This window comes from Burkholderia ubonensis, assembly GCF_902833085.1.
In the GTDB taxonomy this organism is placed as follows: domain Bacteria; phylum Pseudomonadota; class Gammaproteobacteria; order Burkholderiales; family Burkholderiaceae; genus Burkholderia; species Burkholderia ubonensis.
The window spans coordinates 24,780-43,044 of record NZ_CADFEB010000017.1; the positions used below are offsets into that span (position 1 = coordinate 24,780).

At 66.2% G+C, this 18,265-nt stretch carries 16 protein-coding genes and 1 pseudogene; 12 read left to right on the plus strand and 5 right to left on the minus strand.

Annotated features, from left to right (window positions below; genetic code table 11):
* Positions 1-30 precede the first annotated feature (30 nt).
* Positions 31-1,926: a G1 family glutamic endopeptidase gene (locus tag HWX31_RS34360; RefSeq protein WP_174965031.1), complete on the plus strand. Its 1,896-nt coding sequence runs from the start codon at positions 31-33 to the stop codon at positions 1,924-1,926.
* A gap of 161 nt (positions 1,927-2,087) precedes the next feature.
* Positions 2,088-3,290 carry a hypothetical protein gene (locus HWX31_RS34365; protein ID WP_174965030.1) on the plus strand — a complete coding sequence of 401 codons (1,203 nt, stop codon included), beginning with the start codon at positions 2,088-2,090 and terminating at the stop codon, positions 3,288-3,290.
* 68 nt (positions 3,291-3,358) lie between these two features.
* Here HWX31_RS34365 and HWX31_RS34370 read toward each other — a convergent pair whose 3' ends face one another.
* From HWX31_RS34370 to HWX31_RS34390, 5 genes and pseudogenes are all read right to left on the minus strand, one after another.
* Positions 3,359-3,778 (minus strand): secondary thiamine-phosphate synthase enzyme YjbQ, encoded by a 420-nt coding sequence (locus HWX31_RS34370; protein WP_174965029.1) that lies wholly within the window; start codon positions 3,776-3,778, stop codon positions 3,359-3,361.
* A gap of 21 nt (positions 3,779-3,799) precedes the next feature.
* Complete coding sequence (locus HWX31_RS34375; RefSeq protein WP_174965028.1) at positions 3,800-4,126, minus strand: thioredoxin family protein; 327 nt, start codon at positions 4,124-4,126, stop codon at positions 3,800-3,802.
* Between the two features lie 159 nt (positions 4,127-4,285).
* Positions 4,286-4,447: pseudogene (locus tag HWX31_RS34380) on the minus strand (lipoprotein-releasing system transmembrane subunit LolC); the annotation flags it as partial.
* 56 nt (positions 4,448-4,503) lie between these two features.
* Positions 4,504-5,577, minus strand: coding sequence for an ATP-binding protein (locus HWX31_RS34385; protein ID WP_174965027.1), 1,074 nt, complete (start codon positions 5,575-5,577; stop codon positions 4,504-4,506).
* Positions 5,574-6,263 carry a response regulator gene (locus HWX31_RS34390; protein WP_174965026.1) on the minus strand — a complete coding sequence of 230 codons (690 nt, stop codon included), beginning with the start codon at positions 6,261-6,263 and terminating at the stop codon, positions 5,574-5,576. The genes HWX31_RS34385 and HWX31_RS34390 overlap by 4 nt, the downstream gene beginning before the upstream one ends.
* A 224-nt stretch (positions 6,264-6,487) precedes the next feature.
* On the opposite strand from HWX31_RS34390, the gene HWX31_RS34395 reads away from it, so the two are divergent.
* The 10 genes from HWX31_RS34395 to HWX31_RS34440 all read left to right on the plus strand — a co-directional run bounded on the left by HWX31_RS34395 (position 6,488) and on the right by HWX31_RS34440 (position 18,251).
* Positions 6,488-7,168, plus strand: a complete 681-nt coding sequence (locus tag HWX31_RS34395) for a hypothetical protein (protein ID WP_174965025.1) — start codon at positions 6,488-6,490, stop codon at positions 7,166-7,168.
* Positions 7,169-7,399: 231 nt separating this feature from the next.
* Positions 7,400-8,620, plus strand: a complete 1,221-nt coding sequence (gene thrS, locus HWX31_RS34400) for a threonine--tRNA ligase (protein ID WP_174965024.1) — start codon at positions 7,400-7,402, stop codon at positions 8,618-8,620.
* Positions 8,621-8,999: 379 nt separating this feature from the next.
* Complete coding sequence (locus HWX31_RS34405) at positions 9,000-10,502, plus strand: MFS transporter (RefSeq protein WP_174965023.1); 1,503 nt, start codon at positions 9,000-9,002, stop codon at positions 10,500-10,502.
* A 9-nt stretch (positions 10,503-10,511) separates the two neighbouring features.
* On the plus strand, positions 10,512-11,099 hold the full coding sequence (locus HWX31_RS34410; RefSeq protein ID WP_076477328.1) for a hydrolase: 588 nt from the start codon (positions 10,512-10,514) through the stop codon (positions 11,097-11,099).
* Between the two features lie 58 nt (positions 11,100-11,157).
* Complete coding sequence (locus HWX31_RS34415) at positions 11,158-12,321, plus strand: quinone oxidoreductase family protein (RefSeq protein ID WP_174965022.1); 1,164 nt, start codon at positions 11,158-11,160, stop codon at positions 12,319-12,321.
* Between the two features lie 90 nt (positions 12,322-12,411).
* Positions 12,412-13,662 carry a CaiB/BaiF CoA transferase family protein gene (locus HWX31_RS34420; protein WP_174965021.1) on the plus strand — a complete coding sequence of 417 codons (1,251 nt, stop codon included), beginning with the start codon at positions 12,412-12,414 and terminating at the stop codon, positions 13,660-13,662.
* Complete coding sequence (locus HWX31_RS34425; RefSeq protein WP_174965020.1) at positions 13,659-14,531, plus strand: HpcH/HpaI aldolase/citrate lyase family protein; 873 nt, start codon at positions 13,659-13,661, stop codon at positions 14,529-14,531. Before HWX31_RS34420 ends, HWX31_RS34425 begins: the two co-directional genes overlap by 4 nt.
* A complete protein-coding gene (locus HWX31_RS34430; protein WP_174965019.1) occupies positions 14,528-16,018 on the plus strand; it encodes an MmgE/PrpD family protein in 1,491 nt (496 codons plus the stop codon). Before HWX31_RS34425 ends, HWX31_RS34430 begins: the two co-directional genes overlap by 4 nt.
* Positions 16,015-17,034: a cyclase family protein gene (locus tag HWX31_RS34435; protein WP_174965018.1), complete on the plus strand. Its 1,020-nt coding sequence runs from the start codon at positions 16,015-16,017 to the stop codon at positions 17,032-17,034. The genes HWX31_RS34430 and HWX31_RS34435 overlap by 4 nt, the downstream gene beginning before the upstream one ends.
* 287 nt (positions 17,035-17,321) lie before the next feature.
* Positions 17,322-18,251, plus strand: coding sequence for a LysR family transcriptional regulator (locus HWX31_RS34440; protein WP_174965017.1), 930 nt, complete (start codon positions 17,322-17,324; stop codon positions 18,249-18,251).
* Positions 18,252-18,265: the final 14 nt, after the last annotated feature.

Genomic DNA, 18,265 nt, shown 5'->3' on the forward strand with positions numbered 1-18,265 from the left:
CGGCCTGTATCTTTTCAGGAGACATCGATCATGAATCGCAACAACGGCATTCAGCGCCACGTTCCATTCCGGCGGCGGCTGCCCTTCGACGTGGTGCCCACCAGTCTTCACGGCGTGTACACGTCGCGCGAGCCTGTCGCCGAGTTCGACCCGAACACGGCGAGTCCGAACGATCTGGTCCGGCACGCGCTGTTGTGGGCGCGCCCGGGCTCCGACGGTGATCCGCAAGCACGCGCGGCGTGGGCGCGTGCGTTCTCGCGACGCTGGGAACCCGACAAGCGCATCATGCCCGTGCTGCGCCCGCAGCGCGGCAAAACGCATGTCCGCAAACCGCTGCAGCAGACCGAGGCCGCCTTTACCTCCGGCAACTGGAGTGGCGGCACCATTCAGGGCAACTGGGTCTCGTGCATTGGCTTCTGGACCGTTCCCACCGTCAGCGAGCCCACCGAGGCTCAAGGGACGGAGGGCGGCTGGAACTCGTCGTCGTGGATCGGTCTGGACGGCGCCTACAACTCCAACGATGTGCTGCAGGCGGGGGTGGAGCAGCGCGTCGACGCGGGCGGCAACGCTTCTTACGTCGCGTGGTTCGAGTGGTTCGCACCGGGCCAGCTGAGCGGCACGATCGACGGTATCAGCAACAACAAGGTGATTCTCGGTGACACGAGCCCGGTCAGCCCATCGCTCGCGTCGTGCAACGGGAATCTGTATCTCGCGTGGAAGGGCGACGGCAACGACAACCTGAACGTGATGGTATCCAGCGACGGCGGCGCAAGTTTCGGCAACAAGGTGATTTCGCCGGAATCCAGCGACGACGCGCCTGCGCTGGCATCGGACGGCACTACGCTCCTCGTCGCGTGGAAGGGCAGCGGCAACGACAACCTCAATGTCGCAACGGTGGCGCTCGATCCGGAGGGCGCGCCAACCGGCATCGTCAACAAGGCGATTCTCGGCGATACGAGCCCGGTACGGCCGGCCCTTGCGCTGCTCAATGGCGCCGTCTATCTGGCCTGGAAAGGCGATGGCAACGACAACCTCAATGTGATGGTCTCCACCGATGGCGGCGCCACGTTCGGCAACAAGTACGTCTCGAACGAGACGAGCCCGGTTGCGCCCGCGCTCGGCGTCAGCGACGGCGAGTTGTTCATCTCGTGGAAGGGCGACGGCAACGACAGCCTCAACGTCGCGATCGTGGACATCGACGAGTCCACCGGCGTGCCAACCGGCTTTTCGAACAAGATCACGCTGGGCGACACGAGCCCGCTCAACCCGACGATTGCCGGCATGAACGGTTATCTGTTTCTCGGCTGGCGGGGCGACGGCAACGACAATCTGAACCTGATGGTCTCCGCGGACGATGGCCAGAGCTTCGGCGGCAAGATGATCTCGCCCGAAACGAGCTCCGACGCGCCGGCGATCGCCGAGCACGACGGCAGCCTCTTCTACGCGTGGAAAGGCGACGGCAATGACAATCTCAACGTGGCACGAGTGGATGTGACCGGTTTCGACGTGCCGCCGTACATTTACCAGGTCAACATTCCTAACTTCCCGGTCAGTCCGGGCGACACCGTATTCTGCTCGGTTCAGTACATCAACAACGGGACCGCGGGACATCTCTCGTTCGCCAACGACACGACCGGCGAGCACTTCTCGCTGACCATCGTGCCGCCACCCGGCGCCACGTTCGACGGCAACAGCGCCGAATGGATCATGGAGGCGCCGGACGGGGGGCTGCCCACCGCGGCGCTGCCGAGCTTCACACCGGTGCAGTTCACGACCGCGCTGGCATGCGGCGCCGACGGACGCACGGTGGGCAACCCGCAGAACGGCGACTCCTGGACGATCGTGGATAGCTCGCAGAACCCGCCGGTGTCGCTGACGTCGACCACGCTTGGGGATGCGACGGTTACCGTGACGTTTACCGGGTGAAAGCGCGGTGGCGGCAGTTCCCGCCACCTGCAAGACGCTCGCAACCGGTCGCGGCTGGCCACGGCCGGAACCGGTTGTGAGGCACTCATCGCAGGAGCGGGCGAGCGGGGCATATTTCCAGGAGAAATTCCTCTGGAAATCGGGGTGTGAGGAGAGCTCAAATGAATGATTTTCGAGACAAGAGTGAAGTGGTGGATAAGGAGCTGAGCGAGTTCTTTGACTGTGAAATCAAGGAGATATTGCTGCTTCTCGACGGTCTTGCGGGCAGATCGGACAAGTTGCTTTGCGATGCAAAAAAAGAAAGTGGAGTCCAGGAATTAATTAAAAAAATATGGGGGCTCGCCATTCGGCCGGGCCCGCTCACTGACGAGAATGTGGAATTCCTGCTCAAGACAAAATGCCAATTGAATCACCTGGTCCGGCCCGCGAGCGGCATGACCATCGCTTACACGTACATGTTCGTAGAGGATGAAAAAATTCTGCCGGGGCCATTTACGACGGATCCAAGTGTGACGCGCTATTCCAGGATAAGGGTTGCGAAAGATGCCTTCCCGGGACTGGTCACTCACGCTCGGCGCTTTCGTCGCCTCAAGGATCAAATGAGCTGGTGGGCCTCCGTGATTACGGTGGTTGCCGCAATTCTTCTGTCGATTGTCTCTTACGGCGCTCAGGTGGTATCGCGTTTCGAGCAGGAAAGGGCGGCGCACATGGAGTCGATAAACGCGCTTTATTCGACGCTCGCAAAGCAATTTGCCCTGAACGCCGGCGCAACGATGCCCTCGAAATTGATCGAGGAGCATTGCAATGGAAATAATCTGAAGAACGAAACCTACCAGGTCGTGGAGCTGTGCGATGAGTATTCGTACATTGCCGCTCGCTACAACAAGGCGATCAAAGGCGTTTCCATGTACGGTGACAGTTGGGCATTTTGGCCGATCAGGTTCATATTCGAGGTGCCCACGCTGGAGGGAAGGCAGGAAGATGCGCGCTCCGTTGCGATAGTCGTCTCGACTTTTTCGAATTACATCCTCCCGATTCTATTCGCCGTGATCGGCTCCTTCGCGGCTTCGGTTCGAGGCATTCACGAAAAGGTCAAGGACGGTGTGCTGGCGCCAAGGGATAGAATTCTCACCATGGTGCGTCTGCCCCTGGGGCTGATCGCCGGCGTGACAGTTGGACTGTTCTTCGACCCGTCCACCGCCGTGATGCATGTCAGCACCAGTTTTGGCCTGAGTTTGTCCGCATCGGCAATTGCATTCGCGGCGGGCTACGGCGCCGAAACATTCTTCAGCAAAATCGACCAGGTCATCAATCACGTGTTTGCGTTCAGGCGCACGGAACGACCCGGGGTGGCGCAGGAATAACCCGGCGCTTCCGTCGTTCGCGACATCGCGGCGTCGCACCTCGGCGACGCCGCGCGCACACTACAGCCTCACTCCCCGATCAAATGCAGCACGATATCCCGCTGATGCGCGGCACGCCGATGCTCGAACAGGTAAATCCCCTGCCACGTCCCGAGCACCATCCGTCCATGCTCCACCGGAATCGACAACTGCACCTGCGTGAGCGCCGTGCGCAAATGCGCGGGCATGTCGTCGAGGCCTTCGGTGTCGTGCTCGTAGCGCGAACTGTCCTCGGGCACGAGCGCCGCGAAGTAGCGTTCCAGATCGCGCTGCACCGACGGGTCCGCATTCTCCTGGATCAGCAGTGAAGCGGACGTATGCCGGCAGTACACGGTGAGCAGGCCCGTGCGGATCGACTGCTGGTCGACGAACGCGCGTACCTGCGACGTGAACTCGATGAGGCCGCGCCCGCGCGCGTCGACGATAACGTGTTGAATCGCCTGTTTCATGATCGTGGCATGCCGATGTGCTCAGGCCAGCGCGGCGAAGCCGTCGGTTTCGATCTGCCGCGCATCGACGGGGCGAACGACGCGCGCGACCTCGACGCCGTTGCGCAGGAACACCAGCGTCGGCCAGAGCTTGATTCCAAAGGAGCGCCCGAGCGGACGGCCGGGACCGTCTTCGATTTTCAGGTGCCGAACCGCGGGGTGCGCCGAAAGCGAATCGCGAATCGCGGGCTGCGCACCCTGGCAGATCCCGCACCAGTTGGCGCCGAACTCGATGACGGTCACGCCCGCGAGCGCATCGACTTCCGCGCGGGTCGGTGCGTCGGCGCTATAGGCTTGAGGAGAATGCATCGCGACTCCGTGTGCTTGAAGAAAGTGCGGCCGCGTTCGCGGCCCGTGCACTTACTGTAGCGGAAAAGGGCGTGGGCGGCGTAGAGGCGGCGCTCACTCGTAGCGCAACGCGTCGGCCGGCCAGACCCGCGCGCTGCGCCAGCTCGGATAGAGCGTCGCGAGCGCCGAGAGCAGGAACGTCAGCGCGGCCACGCCGAGCGCGATGCCCGACATCGACGCGACGGCGATGAACGAAATGAAGCCGTTGCCTGTCGTGCCGATCGTGCGCTTGCCGACGCGGGTGTACCGCAACCCGATCTGCCATTCGTACGGGAGTTTCAAGTGCTTTCCTCCGAAGAGCGGTTCGTCAAGGGCAGCACGTTATACGAACATCGAGGTCACGATTTGCGACGCGGAATGTCCAGCTCGAAGATGGACCCGCCGGCGCGCGACGTGACATACCGCGCTTGGCCGTGGTGCGCCTGGGCGATCGCGCGGACGACGGACAGGCCGAGGCCGGAGCCGCCGAATTTGCGGGAACGCGACACGTCCGCGCGCGTAAAGGGCTCGAACGCATGCCGCGCGAATTCGGGGCTGAGGCCGGGGCCTTCGTCTTCTACGCGAAGCACGACGCTCGACCCCTGGACCGTCATCTCGATGCGAAGCTTGCCGGGCACCGCATAGCGGCGCGCGTTGTCGAGCAGCGCGAGCAGCGCCTGCCGGATGCGCGCGCCGTCGCATTGCGCGACGATCGCGGTGGTCGCCATTTCGACGGCAAAGCCGGCGTCGTGCAGCGCGTCGCTGACGGAATCGACGGCGCTCTGGACTTCGAGCGCGATGTCGGTCGGCTGGATGTTCATGTCCAGCCGACCGATGTCCTGCAGCGTGACGATGTGCAGGTCGTCGACGAGCCGGGACAAGCCTTCGACCTGATTCAGCAGGCCGCGGAACAGCGATTCGTCCGGCTCGAACACCTTGTCCCGCAGGCCTTGCAGCCGGCCCCTGAGGATCGTGAGCGGGGTGCGCAGTTCATGGACGATCGCCGCGTTCCACGCCGTCATCTCGGAGGTCATGCCCTGCAGCCGGATCGCCATCGCGTTGAAGTCGTCGACCAGTAGCGCGGTCTCGCCGAGCGAGCGGTCGCCGGGATTCGCCCGGGCGGCCAGGTCGCCGGCGGCGATGCTGCGCGCGCTTTCCGCAAGCGAGTTGAGCGGCTTGAGAATGCGCCGGGCCAGCCGGGTCGCCATCACGACCGCGGCGATCAGTCCCGTCAGCAGCAGGATCGCGAAGATCAGGTAATCGGCCGCATGCGGGATGAGCATATCGATGATGCGCTCCTGCGCGGGCGGCGAAAAGGTGAACAGCAACCCGTAGATGACGAACAGGCCGACAAAGATGATCAGCGTCGTGGCGACCGAGACCAGCCCCATCGACAGCACGATCTGCCGGCTCAGCTTGCTGCGCGTGTTCACTGGATTCTCTGCAGCCGGTAGCCGACGCCGCGCATCACCTCGGGCATGCCGGGCGCGCCGGCGCATTCGAGCTTCTTGCGCAGCCGGCTGATGTGGCTGTCGACGGTGCGCTCCAGCGCGCCGCTGCCGGCGAGGCACGCGTCGACCAGCTCGCTGCGCGTGAAGACGCGGTTGGGCGATCTCGCCATGTGGGCGAGCAGCCGGAACTCGGTCAGCGTCAGCGACACCTGGGTTTCGCCGGAGTCCGACCGGACCCTGGCCAGATAGCTTTCGGTGTCGACCTCGAGGTTGCCGACCCGCATCACGCCCCCTTGCAGGGACGTGCCGGAGCGCCGCAACACCGCCCGGATGCGGGCGACCACCTCGACGGGATTGAACGGCTTCGCGATATAGTCGTCCGCGCCGATGCGCAAGCCCTGAAGCCGGTCGATGTCCTGATCGAGCGCCGTGATGATGACGACCGGCGTATTGCCGCGGCGGCGCAGCTCGATGAGCACCTCCCAGCCGTCCTTCTCCGGCATCTTGATGTCGAGCAGGATCAGGTCGGGCTTCAGCAGAGGCTGCACGTCGAGTGCGGCTTGCCCGTTGCCGACCCGGTAGGTGCGAAATCCCTCGCGGGTCAGGTATGCGTCGAGGATTTCCGCAATTTCCGGCTCGTCTTCAGCAATCAGTATCAGCGCATTCATCGGTTCAGCGGCGTTTCGCGTAACAGGAGTGTGATGCAATGTTGGCGTGGCGTCGGGCTCGAAACAATGTCAGCCATGGAATCTCCATTTTCTCTCAATACTGCCGGCTGATTCGACGCGAAAATTCGCGGAAATGCCAACGTCTCCATCGAATGTTCACACTGGCTGCACGATCGCTACACCATTGCGGGCGATGATCGGCGCCGGCCCCCACAGGTGAAAAATTGTCGAATAGTCAGGAGATCTCGCTGCACGAAGAGAGCCGGTTCTGGGAAAACACACTGGTGAAACGGTGGGTCCGTGGGCACGGCGAGGACGGCTATGATTTCAGGCTCCTGCTGTATCCGCTGGCCGGCATTTTCGTGCTGCTGTTCGTGCTCATCCTGTTCGAGCAGATCGGCTGGGCGCTCCTGCTGAGCGCCGTCGTGACGCTGTTCCTTGGCGTGGCCGGCTATTACGGCGCGAAGCGCGAAATTCTCGTGGCGTCGCCCACGACGCGAGCAGTGATGAGAGCGCGCACGAAGCAGGCCGCCGAACGCTTCTCGTCGCTCGGCGCCGGCGCGACCGTGATGGCGATCTTCGTCCATGCGACGTCGGTGTCGCTCGCGCTGTCCAGCCACATGCTGCTCGACACGACGATCAAGGATGCGTTCTCGATGTTCATCGCTTTGGCGTTTCTCCCGGTCTATGTCTGCGGTGCGGTGCGCAAACTCGCGGTGGCGCGCATCGAAGAGCTCGACGCGCTGCGCAACGATGCAACCGGAAGGGCGCTGAAATTCGACCGGAAAGGCGCGGTCCATGCGATCGTCGTTCAAGGCCCGGCCGGCGGGTCGAACGTATCGGTGCTGGAATACACGGTGCTTCGGTTCACGCCGGACATCGACGAGATCGGGCGCACGCCCTGAATCCGAAGAAGCTGCAGCTTGTTGACAACGGCTAATCGCGTCGCTAGATTGCTCGCATGAACGCATTTTTCGTCACGACTACGACCACCACCACCGCGACCGCATATGGCGGGCGTGGAGGAGGTCGCGTGTCGTAGATCGATGCGTCGGATCACCCCAAAGCCCCGCCGGAGACGACGGGGCTTTTTTCATGCTCCGTTTTCGTCGGCCTCAACGTGAATGGAGAACATGATGGATGCTTTCGATCACCGCGTGCTCGGCAACAAGCTCGATTTGTTTCACCAGCAGGATGAAAGTCCCGGCGCCGTTTTCTGGCATCCGCGCGGAATGGCGCTTTATCGCGTGGTCGAGGAATATATTCGCGAACGGATGAGGCAGGCCGGGTTCGCGGAAGTGCGCACGCCGCAAATCGCGTCGCGCGCGCTCTGGGAGCAAAGCGGCCATTGGGAGAAGTTCGGCAGGAACATGTTCTCGCTCGACAGCGACGGGCAGCCGTTCTGCCTCAAGCCGATGAGTTGCCCCTGCCATGTGCAGGTATTCAAGCGAGGGTCGCGCTCGTATCGCGACCTGCCCGTCCGATATTCGGAATTCGGCGCGGTTCACCGGGCCGAGCCGTCCGGTTCGCTGCACGGCCTGATGCGCGCCCGGGCGTTCACGCAGGACGATGCCCACGTGCTCTGCATGGAGGATCAGGTCGAAGCCGAGGTCGCACGGTTCTGCCGTCTGCTGAAGACGATCTACGCGGATTTCGGGTTCGACCGCTTCGACGTCGCGTTGTCGACGAGGCCGTCGGTTCGCGCCGGCGACGACGCGCTCTGGGACCGCTCCGAATCGATGCTGGCGCTTGCCGCGCGCTCGGCCGGACTGCACTTCGAGATACAGCAGGGAGAAGGCGCGTTTTACGGGCCCAAGCTCGAATTCCATCTGCTCGACCGCCAGGGACGGAAGTGGCAGTGCGGCACGATCCAGCTCGATTTCGTGCTGCCGGAGCGGCTCGGCGCAACGTATGCGTCGGAGAGCGGCGCGAAGGCGACGCCTGTCATGCTGCATCATGCGGTCCTCGGCAGCCTCGAGCGATTCATCGGCATCCTGCTCGAGCACTATGAAGGATGGCTGCCGACGTGGCTGGCTCCCGACCAGATCGTCGTGGCCAACATCGGCGACGAAGAACGTCCGTTTGCGGACGGCGCGGCGCTCGCGTTCGAAACGATCGGCTGCCGCGTATTGCGCGACTTTCGCCCGGAGCGCCTGCCGCGCAAGATCTTCGACGCGCGCGAGCTGGCCGCGCCGATCTTCGCGATAGCGGGACCGAAGGAAGCGCAATCCGGCGCGGTGTCGCTGAGGTTGAGAAACGGCGAACAGCATGCGTTGTCGATCGGTGACGCACTCGCGTATCTGGAAAAGCAGGTATGCGCGCCGTCGCGTTCGAGCCCGCTTCGCATGCACGCCTGATGTCGCCTTCCGGCCGTCATACGACCGGTGCATGAGCGGTTTCGGCGTGGCTAGAGCCCGCCCTCTGATTTCGCATCGCACCGCCGCATAAAACCGTCATCCGGCGCCTGCGGCGACCGCGCGCGCGGCATGCCGAACGTTGCGCGCGCGACGCTCCGCGTTTCGCCGCGTCCGTCCGACAGGCAAGGCCGGCGCGGCGCTTCGCGATGCCGCCCGATGCGCCAAAGCGTATCCGCCCCCACTGCGTCGCTCACGATCTGCATTCAAGCGACGAATGTGTGCATCGCAACAATCCATTTCATTCACGGCGATCGCAACGGTAAGGTGAACGCACGTTCGAATTTGATCGAGCGATGCGAATTCACCACTCGACGACGCCATGAAAACGACTTCCGATCGACCTGCGCAAGCAACACCCTCGACCCCCGGCGGCGCGCCGGCAGGCGGCGGCAATGCGCGCGCGGCGGGCCTGCGCCTGCCGGCCAGGCTGGTGGGCCCGATCGTGCTCGGCACGCTGCTCAACGCGCTGAACTCGTCGATGATCGCGGTCGCACTCGTCAGCATCCAGCAGGCGTTCGCGCCGCAGGGCGCGGCGCATGAACGCATCGACACGATGTGGCTCGTGTCGGGCCTCTATCTCGCGACGGCCGTCGGCCAGCCGACGATGGGGCGGCTCGCCGATCGCTTCGGCGCGAAGCGGATCTTCTGCATCGGCCTCGCGATCGTACTGATCGCGTCCGCGCTCGCGCCGTTCGCGCCGTCGCTCGGGTGGCTGATCGCGTCGCGCGTCGCGCTCGGCATCGGCACGTCCGCCGCGTATCCGGCCGGCATGGCGATGATCCGCACGTGGTCGCTGCGGCACGCGAACGGCGCGACGCCGACGGGCGGCCTCGGCGCGATCTCGGTCGCGGCGCAGGTGGCCGTCGCGTTCGGGCCGCCGCTCGGCGGCGCGCTCGTGCAGTTCGCGGGCTGGCGCGCGATCTTCTGGATCAACGTGCCGATCGTGCTGCTGGCCTTCGTGCTGGCGTGGCTGTGGATTCCGGCCGACGTCGTCCCGCGCGGTGCGCAGCAACGCCGCACGCTGCGCGGCACGCTGAAGGAGCTGGACCTGCCGGGCGTCGCGCTGTTCGTCCTGACGCTCACGAGCCTGCTGCTGTTCCTGCAATCGGTGTCGCGCGCGCCCGACTGGCTGCTGCTCGTCGCGACGCTGGTCCTGTGCCCGGCGCTGGTCCGGCGCGAGCGGCTGGCGGCGACGCCGCTGATCGACATCCGCATGCTGAGCGACAACCGTGCGCTCACGAGCACGTACCTGCGCTGCGTCGGCACCTACGCGGTGTTCTACGCGATTTTCTATGCGCTGCCGATGTGGCTGCAGGAGGCCAAGCGCCTGTCCGCCGCCGACGCCGGCCTCGTGATGCTGCCGGTGGCCGGGGTCGGCACGGTGGCGACGATGCTCGCGACCCGCATCGCGCACCGTCACGGTTCGCGGCCGGTGCTGATCATAGGCTCCGCGATGCTGTGCGTCGGCAGCGTCGTGATGAGTCTGCTCACCAGCGCGATGCCGGTCTGGTCGATCGTGCTGCTGTCGATCGTGTTCGGCGTGCCGAACGGCTTCAACAATCTCGGCAACCAGTCGGCGCTCTACCAGAGCGCGCCGCATGACCGGATCGGCACGGCCTCGGGGCTGTACCGCACCGCGCAGTATGTCGGCGGCAGCCTGTCGTTTGCGCTCGTCGGGCTGGCGCTCGGCCATCCGGCGAGCGATCGCGGCCTGCGCGAGCTGGCCATCGTCCTGGCGGTCATCAGCGTGCTGCTGCTGCTCAACGCAGCGTCGAGCCGGCACCTGGATGCCGCCGCTTCTTCCATCCCCCAACAGAAGTGAGGTTTTTACATGTCCATTCCGACGCTCAATCGCACGGTCGCCCTGGTCGCCATCGATCTGCAGAACGGCATCGTGTCGCTGCCGGTCGTGCCCTACACCGGCGCGCAGGTCGTGGCGAAGACGGTCGAGCTCGCGACCGCGTTCCGCGCGCTGCAGCTTCCCGTCATCTACGTGCACACGAGCTATCAGCCGGACGGCGGCGTTGCGCTGAAGGTCAAGACGGATGCGCCGTCGGCGCCGCCGAATCTCGACCCCGAATGGAGCGCGTTCGCGCCGGCGCTCGGCGTGGGGCCGTCCGACATCGTCGTGACGAAGCACCAGTGGGGCGCGTTCACCGGCACCGACCTTGACGTGCAGCTGCGCCGGCGCGGCATCACGGACATCGTGCTGACCGGGATCGCGACCAACATCGGCGTCGAATCGACGGCGCGCCAGGCATACGAGAACAACTACAACGTCGTCGTCGTCAGCGACGCAGTCAGCACGTCGTCCGCCGACGCGCAGACCTTCGCGCTGACGCAGATCTTCCCGAAGCTCGGGCAGGTCGCCGCGACGGCCGACGTGGAGGCGGCACTGGAGCAGGTGGTTTCGCGCTGAACGAAGCGGCGTGTTCGGTGTGCACCATTCATACGGAGTCATTTACCGAGGCATGACGATGATCAAGACCGATGCATGGGTTCTCTACGCAGGACCGGAACCGAGCAGGAAGCAGGCGCCCGTGGCGGGCGAGCTGCGTCGCGAAACCTTCGAATTCTCCGATCTGGAAGCCGGCGAGGTGCTGGTCGAGCCGCTGTACGGATCGTGGGAAGCGAACCTCGACCACGCGCTGTCGCGCAACCCGGTCGACATCTGCCGGCAGCGCCGCGAGGACAAGATCGTGCTCGGCAATGGTGCGCTGGTGCGCATCGTCGAGCGCGGCAGCGGCGTGAAGACGCTGAAGGAAGGCGAGATCTGCATGGTGATGCCGTTCGGCAAGCGCGACGAATACGGGTTCGCCGAGCTCGTCTACGCGTACGACGCGCCGGGCACGATCGGCGTGATGGCGCAGCGGACCAAGATGCGCGCCGACAACCTCGTGGCGGTGCCGACGGACAGCCGTCATTCGCTGCTGCAATGGGCGACGTACGGCCGCTACTTCACCGCGTGGGACAACTGGAAGGTGGCGTCGGCGTGCTGGCGCTCGCAGCTGCCGGACGTCGATCCGGCCGACTACCTGGTGTTCGGCTGGGGCGGCGGCACGACGCTCGCCGAGCTGCAGCTCGCGAAGCGCGAGGGCTTTCGCGTCGCGATGACGGCGAGCAACGACCGGCGCCTCGAGGAGCTCGCGAAGCTCGGCATCACGCCGGTCGATCGCCGCAAGTTCCCGAATCTCGCGTATGACGACGAGCGCTACAAGACCGATCCGGAGTACCAGGCGAGCTATCGCGAGTCGGAGCGCGCGTTCGCGGAGACGATCGCGGAACTGAGCGGCGGCCGCGGCGTCGCGATCTTCCTCGACAACCTCGGCGGCGCGCTGTATCGCGCGACGATGCGCGTGGTCGGCCGCACCGGCATCATCGCGACGGTCGGCTGGAAGACCGGGATGCGCCTGTGGAACCTGCGCGCGACGGAATGCATCAACCGCCGCCTGCACATCCACACGCATGCGTGGCGCTACGACGACAGCATCACGATCCGCGATTTCCAGGAAACGAGCGGCTGGATCGGGCAGGAGCCGACCGAGATCTTCGATTTCGACGAGGTGCCGAAGCTCGCGTCCGACTACCTGAACGGGAAGATCCAGACGTATTTCCCGATCTACCGGATCAACGCCGTCTGATCGGCAGGTCGCGCGCCGCGCCCGCATCGCCGCATGATGATTAGTCATGCAGATGATGTCGGTGCGCGGCGCGCCGTGCAATCCATCTGAATGGAGAACGGCATGGCCTCTGTGGATATCGAGGACGTCGACGCCGGCGCGGCGTCGGACGCCTCCAAACCGGCGCCGCTCGACGGCATTCGCGTGATCGACGCCGCGACGCTGTTCGCGGGCCCGCTCGCGGCGACGATGCTCGCGGACTACGGCGCCGACGTGATCAAGGTCGAGCATCCGGACGGCGATCCGGCGCGCAAGTACGGCGCGCGCCGCGACGACGTGCCGCTGTGGTGGAAGGTGCTCGCGCGCAACAAGCGGGCGGTCACGCTGAATCTCGGCACGGACGACGGCCAGCGGATCTTTCGCGAGCTGGCGGCGCAGGCGGACGTGGTCGTCGAGAATTTCCGGCCCGGCACGCTCGAACGCTGGGGGCTCGGCTACGACGTGCTGTCCGCGATCAACCCGCGGCTCGTGCTCGTGCGGGTGACGGGCTTCGGCCAGTTCGGCCCGTATGCGAGCCGCCCCGGCTTCGGCACGCTGGCCGAGGCGATGAGCGGGCTCGCGTCGATCACCGGCGAGGCGGACGGGCCGCCGCTGCTGCCGTCGTTCCCGCTCGCCGACACGGTCGCGGGGCTGACCGCCGCGTTCGCGATCATGACTGCGCTGAAGGCGCGCGAGCGCACCGGGCGCGGCCAGGTCGTCGATCTCGCGATCATCGAGACGATGCTCGCCGCGATGGGCGCGCAGGTCGCGAGCTACGACCAGACGGGCCGGGTGCCCGAGCGCACCGGCAACCGTTCGCCGAACAATTCGCCGCGCGGCGTGTACCGCACGTCGGACGCCAAGTGGGTCGCGCTGTCTACGTCGGCGCACAGCATCGCGGAGCGCGTGATGCGCCTCGTCGGCCGCGCGGACCTGATCGACGAACCGTGGTTCGCGAACGGCGCGGAGCGCGCGAAGCATGCGGACGAGCTGGATGCGGCGGTCGGCGGCTGGATCGGGCAGCGCACGCGCGACGAGGTGATCGCCGAGTTCGAGCGCGCGCAGGCGGCGGTCGCGCCGATCTACGACGTCGCCGACGTGCTGCGCGATCCGCAGTACGCGGCGCTCGGCTCGGTCGTGTCGGTGCCCGACGCGGAACTCGGCGCGTTCCGCACGCACAACGTGCCGTTCCGGCTGTCCGACACGCCCGGCGCGATTCGCTGGGGGGGACCGGCGCGCGGCACGCACAACGACGAAGTATTCGGCGCATTGGGACTGGAGCGGCGCGAGATCGCCGATTTGACCGAACGGGGCATTCTATGAAAACCAGCGCAACTTACCGCAGTTACCTATACGTGCCCGCGCACAAGGCGCAGGTGGTGGAGAAGGCGTATGCAAGCGAAGCCGATGCCATCGTGCTCGACCTCGAGGATGCCGTGCCGGCCAGCCACAAGGCCGAGGCACGCCAGGCGGCCGCCGCGATTCTCGCGGAAGGTCCGCCGAAGCCGACGTACGTGCGGATCAACCCGCTCGGCAGCCCGTGGTGCCGCGACGACGTCGACGCGATCGCGCAGCCCGCGCTGCAGGCGCTGCGCCTGCCGAAATGCGACCTGCCGCAGCAGATCCAGGAGGTCGCGGGCTGGCTCGACGCGCTCGGCTGCGACGCGGGCATCCAGATCCTGATCGAATCGGCGTACGGCGTCGAGACGGCTTATCAGCTCGCGACCGCGTCGCCGCGGCTCGAGCGGATCGGGCTCGGCGAGAGCGACCTGCGCGCGGACCTGCAGATCGGCGTCGACAACTTCACGCTCGAGGTGTGCCGCGCGCGCTGCGTCGTGGTGTCCCGCGCGGCCGGGCTGACCGGGCCGATCCAGACCGTCTATCACACGCTGCCCGATCTCGACGGCCTGAAGGAATCGACGCTGCGCGCGAAATCGATGGGCTTTCTCGGCCGCTTCGCGATCCATCCGTCGCAGCTTCCGGTGATCAACGAGGTGTTCACGCCGTCGGGGGACGAAATTCGCGCGGCCGAACGCGTGCTCGAGGCGGTCGAGGCGGCGGCGGGCAAGGACTCGGCGTCGTCGGTGTTCGTGCTGCCGGACGGCCGCGTGGTCGCGCCGCCGCTGATCGCCAACGCGCGCGTGACGCTCGCGCTCGCGAACAATCTTCGACTCAGTGGAGCACTGGCATGAGCACACCCGAGACGCTTTCTGCTCCGGCGGCCGCGGCCGCGACCACGACGCACCGGCCCGCGCCGCCCGACGGCATCGTCGGCGCGCTCGGCCGCTTCGCGGCGGCGGTGCGCGCCGAAGGGCTGGATCGCCGGCTGCGCGTCGAGGCCGCCGCGCGCGTGCTCGACGTGGTCGGCAACAGCCTGATCGCGCACGACGAACCGGTCGCGCAGTCGGTGCTGCAGGTCGCACGGCGCTGGGCCGGCACCGGCCCGGCGAGCGTGATCGGCGCGCCCGACCGGCTGCCGGCCGCGAGCGCCGCGCTCGTCAACGGCACGCTCGCGCATGCGATGGACTTCGACGATTCGCACATGCTGTCGGTGCTGCATCCGAGCGCGTCCGTGATTCCGGCCGCGATTGCCGCCGCGCAGGCGAGCGGCGCGGCGGGCGCGGCGCTGCTCGATGCGATCACGGTCGGCACCGAGGTGTGCATTCGCCTCGGCGTCGCCGCGTACAACGAACGGCTCGGCAATTCGGTGTTCTTCGAGCGCGGCCAGCACGCGACGTCGATCTGCGGCACGGTCGGCGCGGCGGCGGCCGCGGCGATGCTGCTCGGGCTCGACGCCGAGCAGATCGCGGCGGCGCTCGGCATTGCCGCGAGCATGGGCGCGGGCCTGCTCGAAGCGAACCGCACCGGCGGCTCGGTGAAGCGGGTCCACTGCGGCTGGGCGGCGCACGCGGGCGTGAGCGCGGCGGAACTGGCGGGCGCGGGCGTGACCGCGCCGCCGACCGCGCTCGAAGGCCGCTTCGGCTTCTTCCACGCGTGGTGCGGCGACCTCGCCGACGTCGACGCGGTGCTGCGCGACCTGGGCGACGAATGGGAGACGAGCCGGATCATCTTCAAGCCGTATCCGTGCAACCACTTCACGCATCCGGGCATCGACGCGGCGCTGCAGCTGAAGGCGGAAGGCGTGACGGCGGACGACGTGGTGTCGGCCGAGCTGCGGGTCGCGACGTCGACGCTGCGCACGATCGGCGAGCCGGCGGAGCTGAAGGCGAATCCGCCGAACGGCTATGCGGCGGCGTTCTCGGGGCCGTACACGGTCGCGGCGGCGCTGCTCGGCGGCGGCGGGCTCGGCGTCTGGTTCGACGATTTCGACGATGCGCTCGCGCAGGACCCCGCACGGCGCGCGCTGGCCGCGAAGGTGCGCTGCGTGGCCGATCCGTGGTGCGACGCGCGCTTTCCGAATTTCCTGCCGGCCGTGCTGCGCGTCGAGCTGCGCGACGGGCAGGTGCGCGAGGCGCGGATCGAGTCGAGCAAGGGCACGAATTCGCGGCCGCTGACCGAACAGGAGCTCGCCGCGAAATTCGTGCTGGCGGCGAGCTCGGCGCTCGGCATGGCGCGCGCGCTCGCGCTGCGCGACGCGGTGCAGGCGCTCGCCGACGACGCGTCGCTCGATGCGCTCGCGGCGCTGACGTCGGGCACGGAAGGAGGACACGGATCTTGAATGCACCCCGCTGGAAAAAGCGGCCGCCCGGCTCGAACTGGGGCGATTTCGGCCCCGACGATCAGAAGGGGCGGCTGAACTGGCTGACGCCGGACAAGGTGCGGCAGGGCGCAGCCGAGGTGCGGGAAGGGCTGTCGTTCTCGCTGAGCCTGCCGCTCGACGTGCCGCGCGGCGGCGGGCTGAACGCGCGGCGGCGGCCGCCGGCGGTCATGCCGGCGCTGCTGGGCGGCAAGCCGTACTTCGGCTATCGCGCGGACGAACAGGTTGCGAACGCAACCGATGTGGTCTGCGACGATGCGTTCTGCATGCACTCGCAGTTCTCGACGCAATGGGACGGCCTGTCGCACGTGGGCGGCCTGTTCGACGCGGACGACGACGGCGTGCCGGAAATCGTGTTCTACAACGGTTTCCGGATGGGCGAGCATCTGCAGGTGCCGCAGGAGGGCGACGCGACGGGCGGCGCGCGCGCGCTCGGCATCGAGGTGATGGCGCAGACGGGCGTGCAGGGGCGCGGCGTGCTGATCGACCTGCGGCGTCACTTCGGCGACGCGCGCACGAAGGTCGGCTTCGCGCAGCTGATGCAGGTGATGGACGCGGACCGCGTGCAGGTCGAGCGCGGCGACATCGTCTGCATACACACGGGCTTCGCGGATCTGCTGCTGAACGACGGCGGCGGATCGCCGGCGACGGTCGCGAGCGCGTGCGTGCTGGACAGCGGCGATGCGCGGCTGCTGCAGTGGATCGACGAATCGGGGCTGGCCGCGCTCGTGGCCGACAACCATGCGATCGAGGAGCGTCCGCAGCATGCGCAGCCGCTCGCGCGACCCGGCGCACTGATGCCGCTGCACGAGCTGTGCCTGTTCAAGCTCGGCATTCACCTCGGCGAGCTGTGGCACCTGACGCCGCTCGCGAACTGGCTGCATGCGCACCACCGGAACCGGTTTCTGCTGACCGCGCCGCCGTTGCATATCCGTGGCCTGGTCGGCGCGCCGGCGAATCCCGTCGCGACGGTTTGACCCTGCGGGCGGCGGCTGTGGCGGTGGCCGCCCGCATTTTTTTGCAGCGCGACAGGCTTGCGCAAAGCGTGAATGCAATTATCGATTGGCTCGGTATCCGGAAGAATCGACGCGAAAATGGCGATTTAATTTAAAAACATAACTAATATCGGCCGTTATCTAAAAAATATAGACGCGTCAAGATTGGACTATTCTTGTGCATTGCACTAAATATCAGGGGATTGCTCCAATTGCGAAATATCGTAATCGGAGGCGGTGATTAACCTGTTTAGTGGATGGTCGCAAACATGAATCTACGTTCGATCGATCTGAACCTGCTGGTCATACTCGATGCGCTGCTGACGGAGAAGCAGGTCACGCGGGCCGGCCAGAAGGTCGGCCTCACGCAGCCGGCGGTCAGCAACGCGCTGGCGCGCCTGCGGTTCGTGTTCAAGGACGAGATCCTGGCGCGCACCGCGGTCGGCATGGAATTGACGCCGCGCGCGCAGGCGCTGGCCATGCCGATTCGACAGATCATGCAACAAATCGAGGAATTATTTGAATCGGATTATCAATTCAATCCTTTTACGTCCGAGCGCCATTTTACGATGCGCATGTCGGATCTCACCGAGCTGCTTTTACTGCCGGCCCTGCTGCGCTGCATGCGCCTGACCGGCCCGAATATCGGCATGGACGTCGTGCACATGAGCGCCGGCAAGACCGCCGACGCGCTCGAATCGGGGCTGCTCGACATGGCGATCAGCGCGGGCCTCGAACATTCGGGCACGCTGTCGTCGCAAACCGTGTTTCATGACCGGATGGTCTGCGTGATGAGCCGCAGCCATCCGGACGCGGGCAAGCCGCTGACGCTCGAACGGTTCCTCGCGCTCGACTTCCTCAACGTGACGATCAACCCGGTCGACCACAGCCTGATCGACAACCTGCTCGCGAACATGAACTGCACGCGGCACATCGCGCTCAACGTGCCGCACTGGCTCGTCGTGCCGAACATGCTGGATGCGCTGCCGTACGCGGTGATCATGTCGGAGCGGCATGCGGTGAGCCTCGACGATGCGCGGCTCGTGATCCGCGAGCTGCCGCTCGCGATGGAGCCCGTCGCGTGGTCGCTGTACTGGCACCGCCGCTACGACGGCAGCAACGCGCACGCGTGGCTGCGCGGCCGCATCGTCGAGGTCGCGGAAGCGCTCGAGCGGCAGGGCGTCGCGGCGGAGGCCTAGCGTGCGGACCCTGG

Excerpts from the sequence above, each read along its gene's own strand:
- thrS (WP_174965024.1), top strand. The coding sequence starts at position 7,400 with ATGGATGCTTTCGATCACCGCGTGCTCGGCAACAAGCTCGATTTGTTT.
- HWX31_RS34360 (WP_174965031.1), top strand. The coding sequence starts at position 31 with ATGAATCGCAACAACGGCATTCAGCGCCACGTTCCATTCCGGCGGCGG.
- HWX31_RS34375 (WP_174965028.1), bottom strand. The coding sequence starts at position 4,126 with ATGCATTCTCCTCAAGCCTATAGCGCCGACGCACCGACCCGCGCGGAA.
- HWX31_RS34420 (WP_174965021.1), top strand. The coding sequence starts at position 12,412 with ATGGAGAACGGCATGGCCTCTGTGGATATCGAGGACGTCGACGCCGGC.
- HWX31_RS34405 (WP_174965023.1), top strand. The coding sequence starts at position 9,000 with ATGAAAACGACTTCCGATCGACCTGCGCAAGCAACACCCTCGACCCCC.
- HWX31_RS34430 (WP_174965019.1), top strand. The coding sequence starts at position 14,528 with ATGAGCACACCCGAGACGCTTTCTGCTCCGGCGGCCGCGGCCGCGACC.
- HWX31_RS34425 (WP_174965020.1), top strand. The coding sequence starts at position 13,659 with ATGAAAACCAGCGCAACTTACCGCAGTTACCTATACGTGCCCGCGCAC.
- HWX31_RS34415 (WP_174965022.1), top strand. The coding sequence starts at position 11,158 with ATGATCAAGACCGATGCATGGGTTCTCTACGCAGGACCGGAACCGAGC.
- HWX31_RS34410 (WP_076477328.1), top strand. The coding sequence starts at position 10,512 with ATGTCCATTCCGACGCTCAATCGCACGGTCGCCCTGGTCGCCATCGAT.
- HWX31_RS34440 (WP_174965017.1), top strand. The coding sequence starts at position 17,322 with ATGAATCTACGTTCGATCGATCTGAACCTGCTGGTCATACTCGATGCG.
- HWX31_RS34365 (WP_174965030.1), top strand. The coding sequence starts at position 2,088 with ATGAATGATTTTCGAGACAAGAGTGAAGTGGTGGATAAGGAGCTGAGC.
- HWX31_RS34370 (WP_174965029.1), bottom strand. The coding sequence starts at position 3,778 with ATGAAACAGGCGATTCAACACGTTATCGTCGACGCGCGCGGGCGCGGC.
- HWX31_RS34390 (WP_174965026.1), bottom strand. The coding sequence starts at position 6,263 with ATGAATGCGCTGATACTGATTGCTGAAGACGAGCCGGAAATTGCGGAA.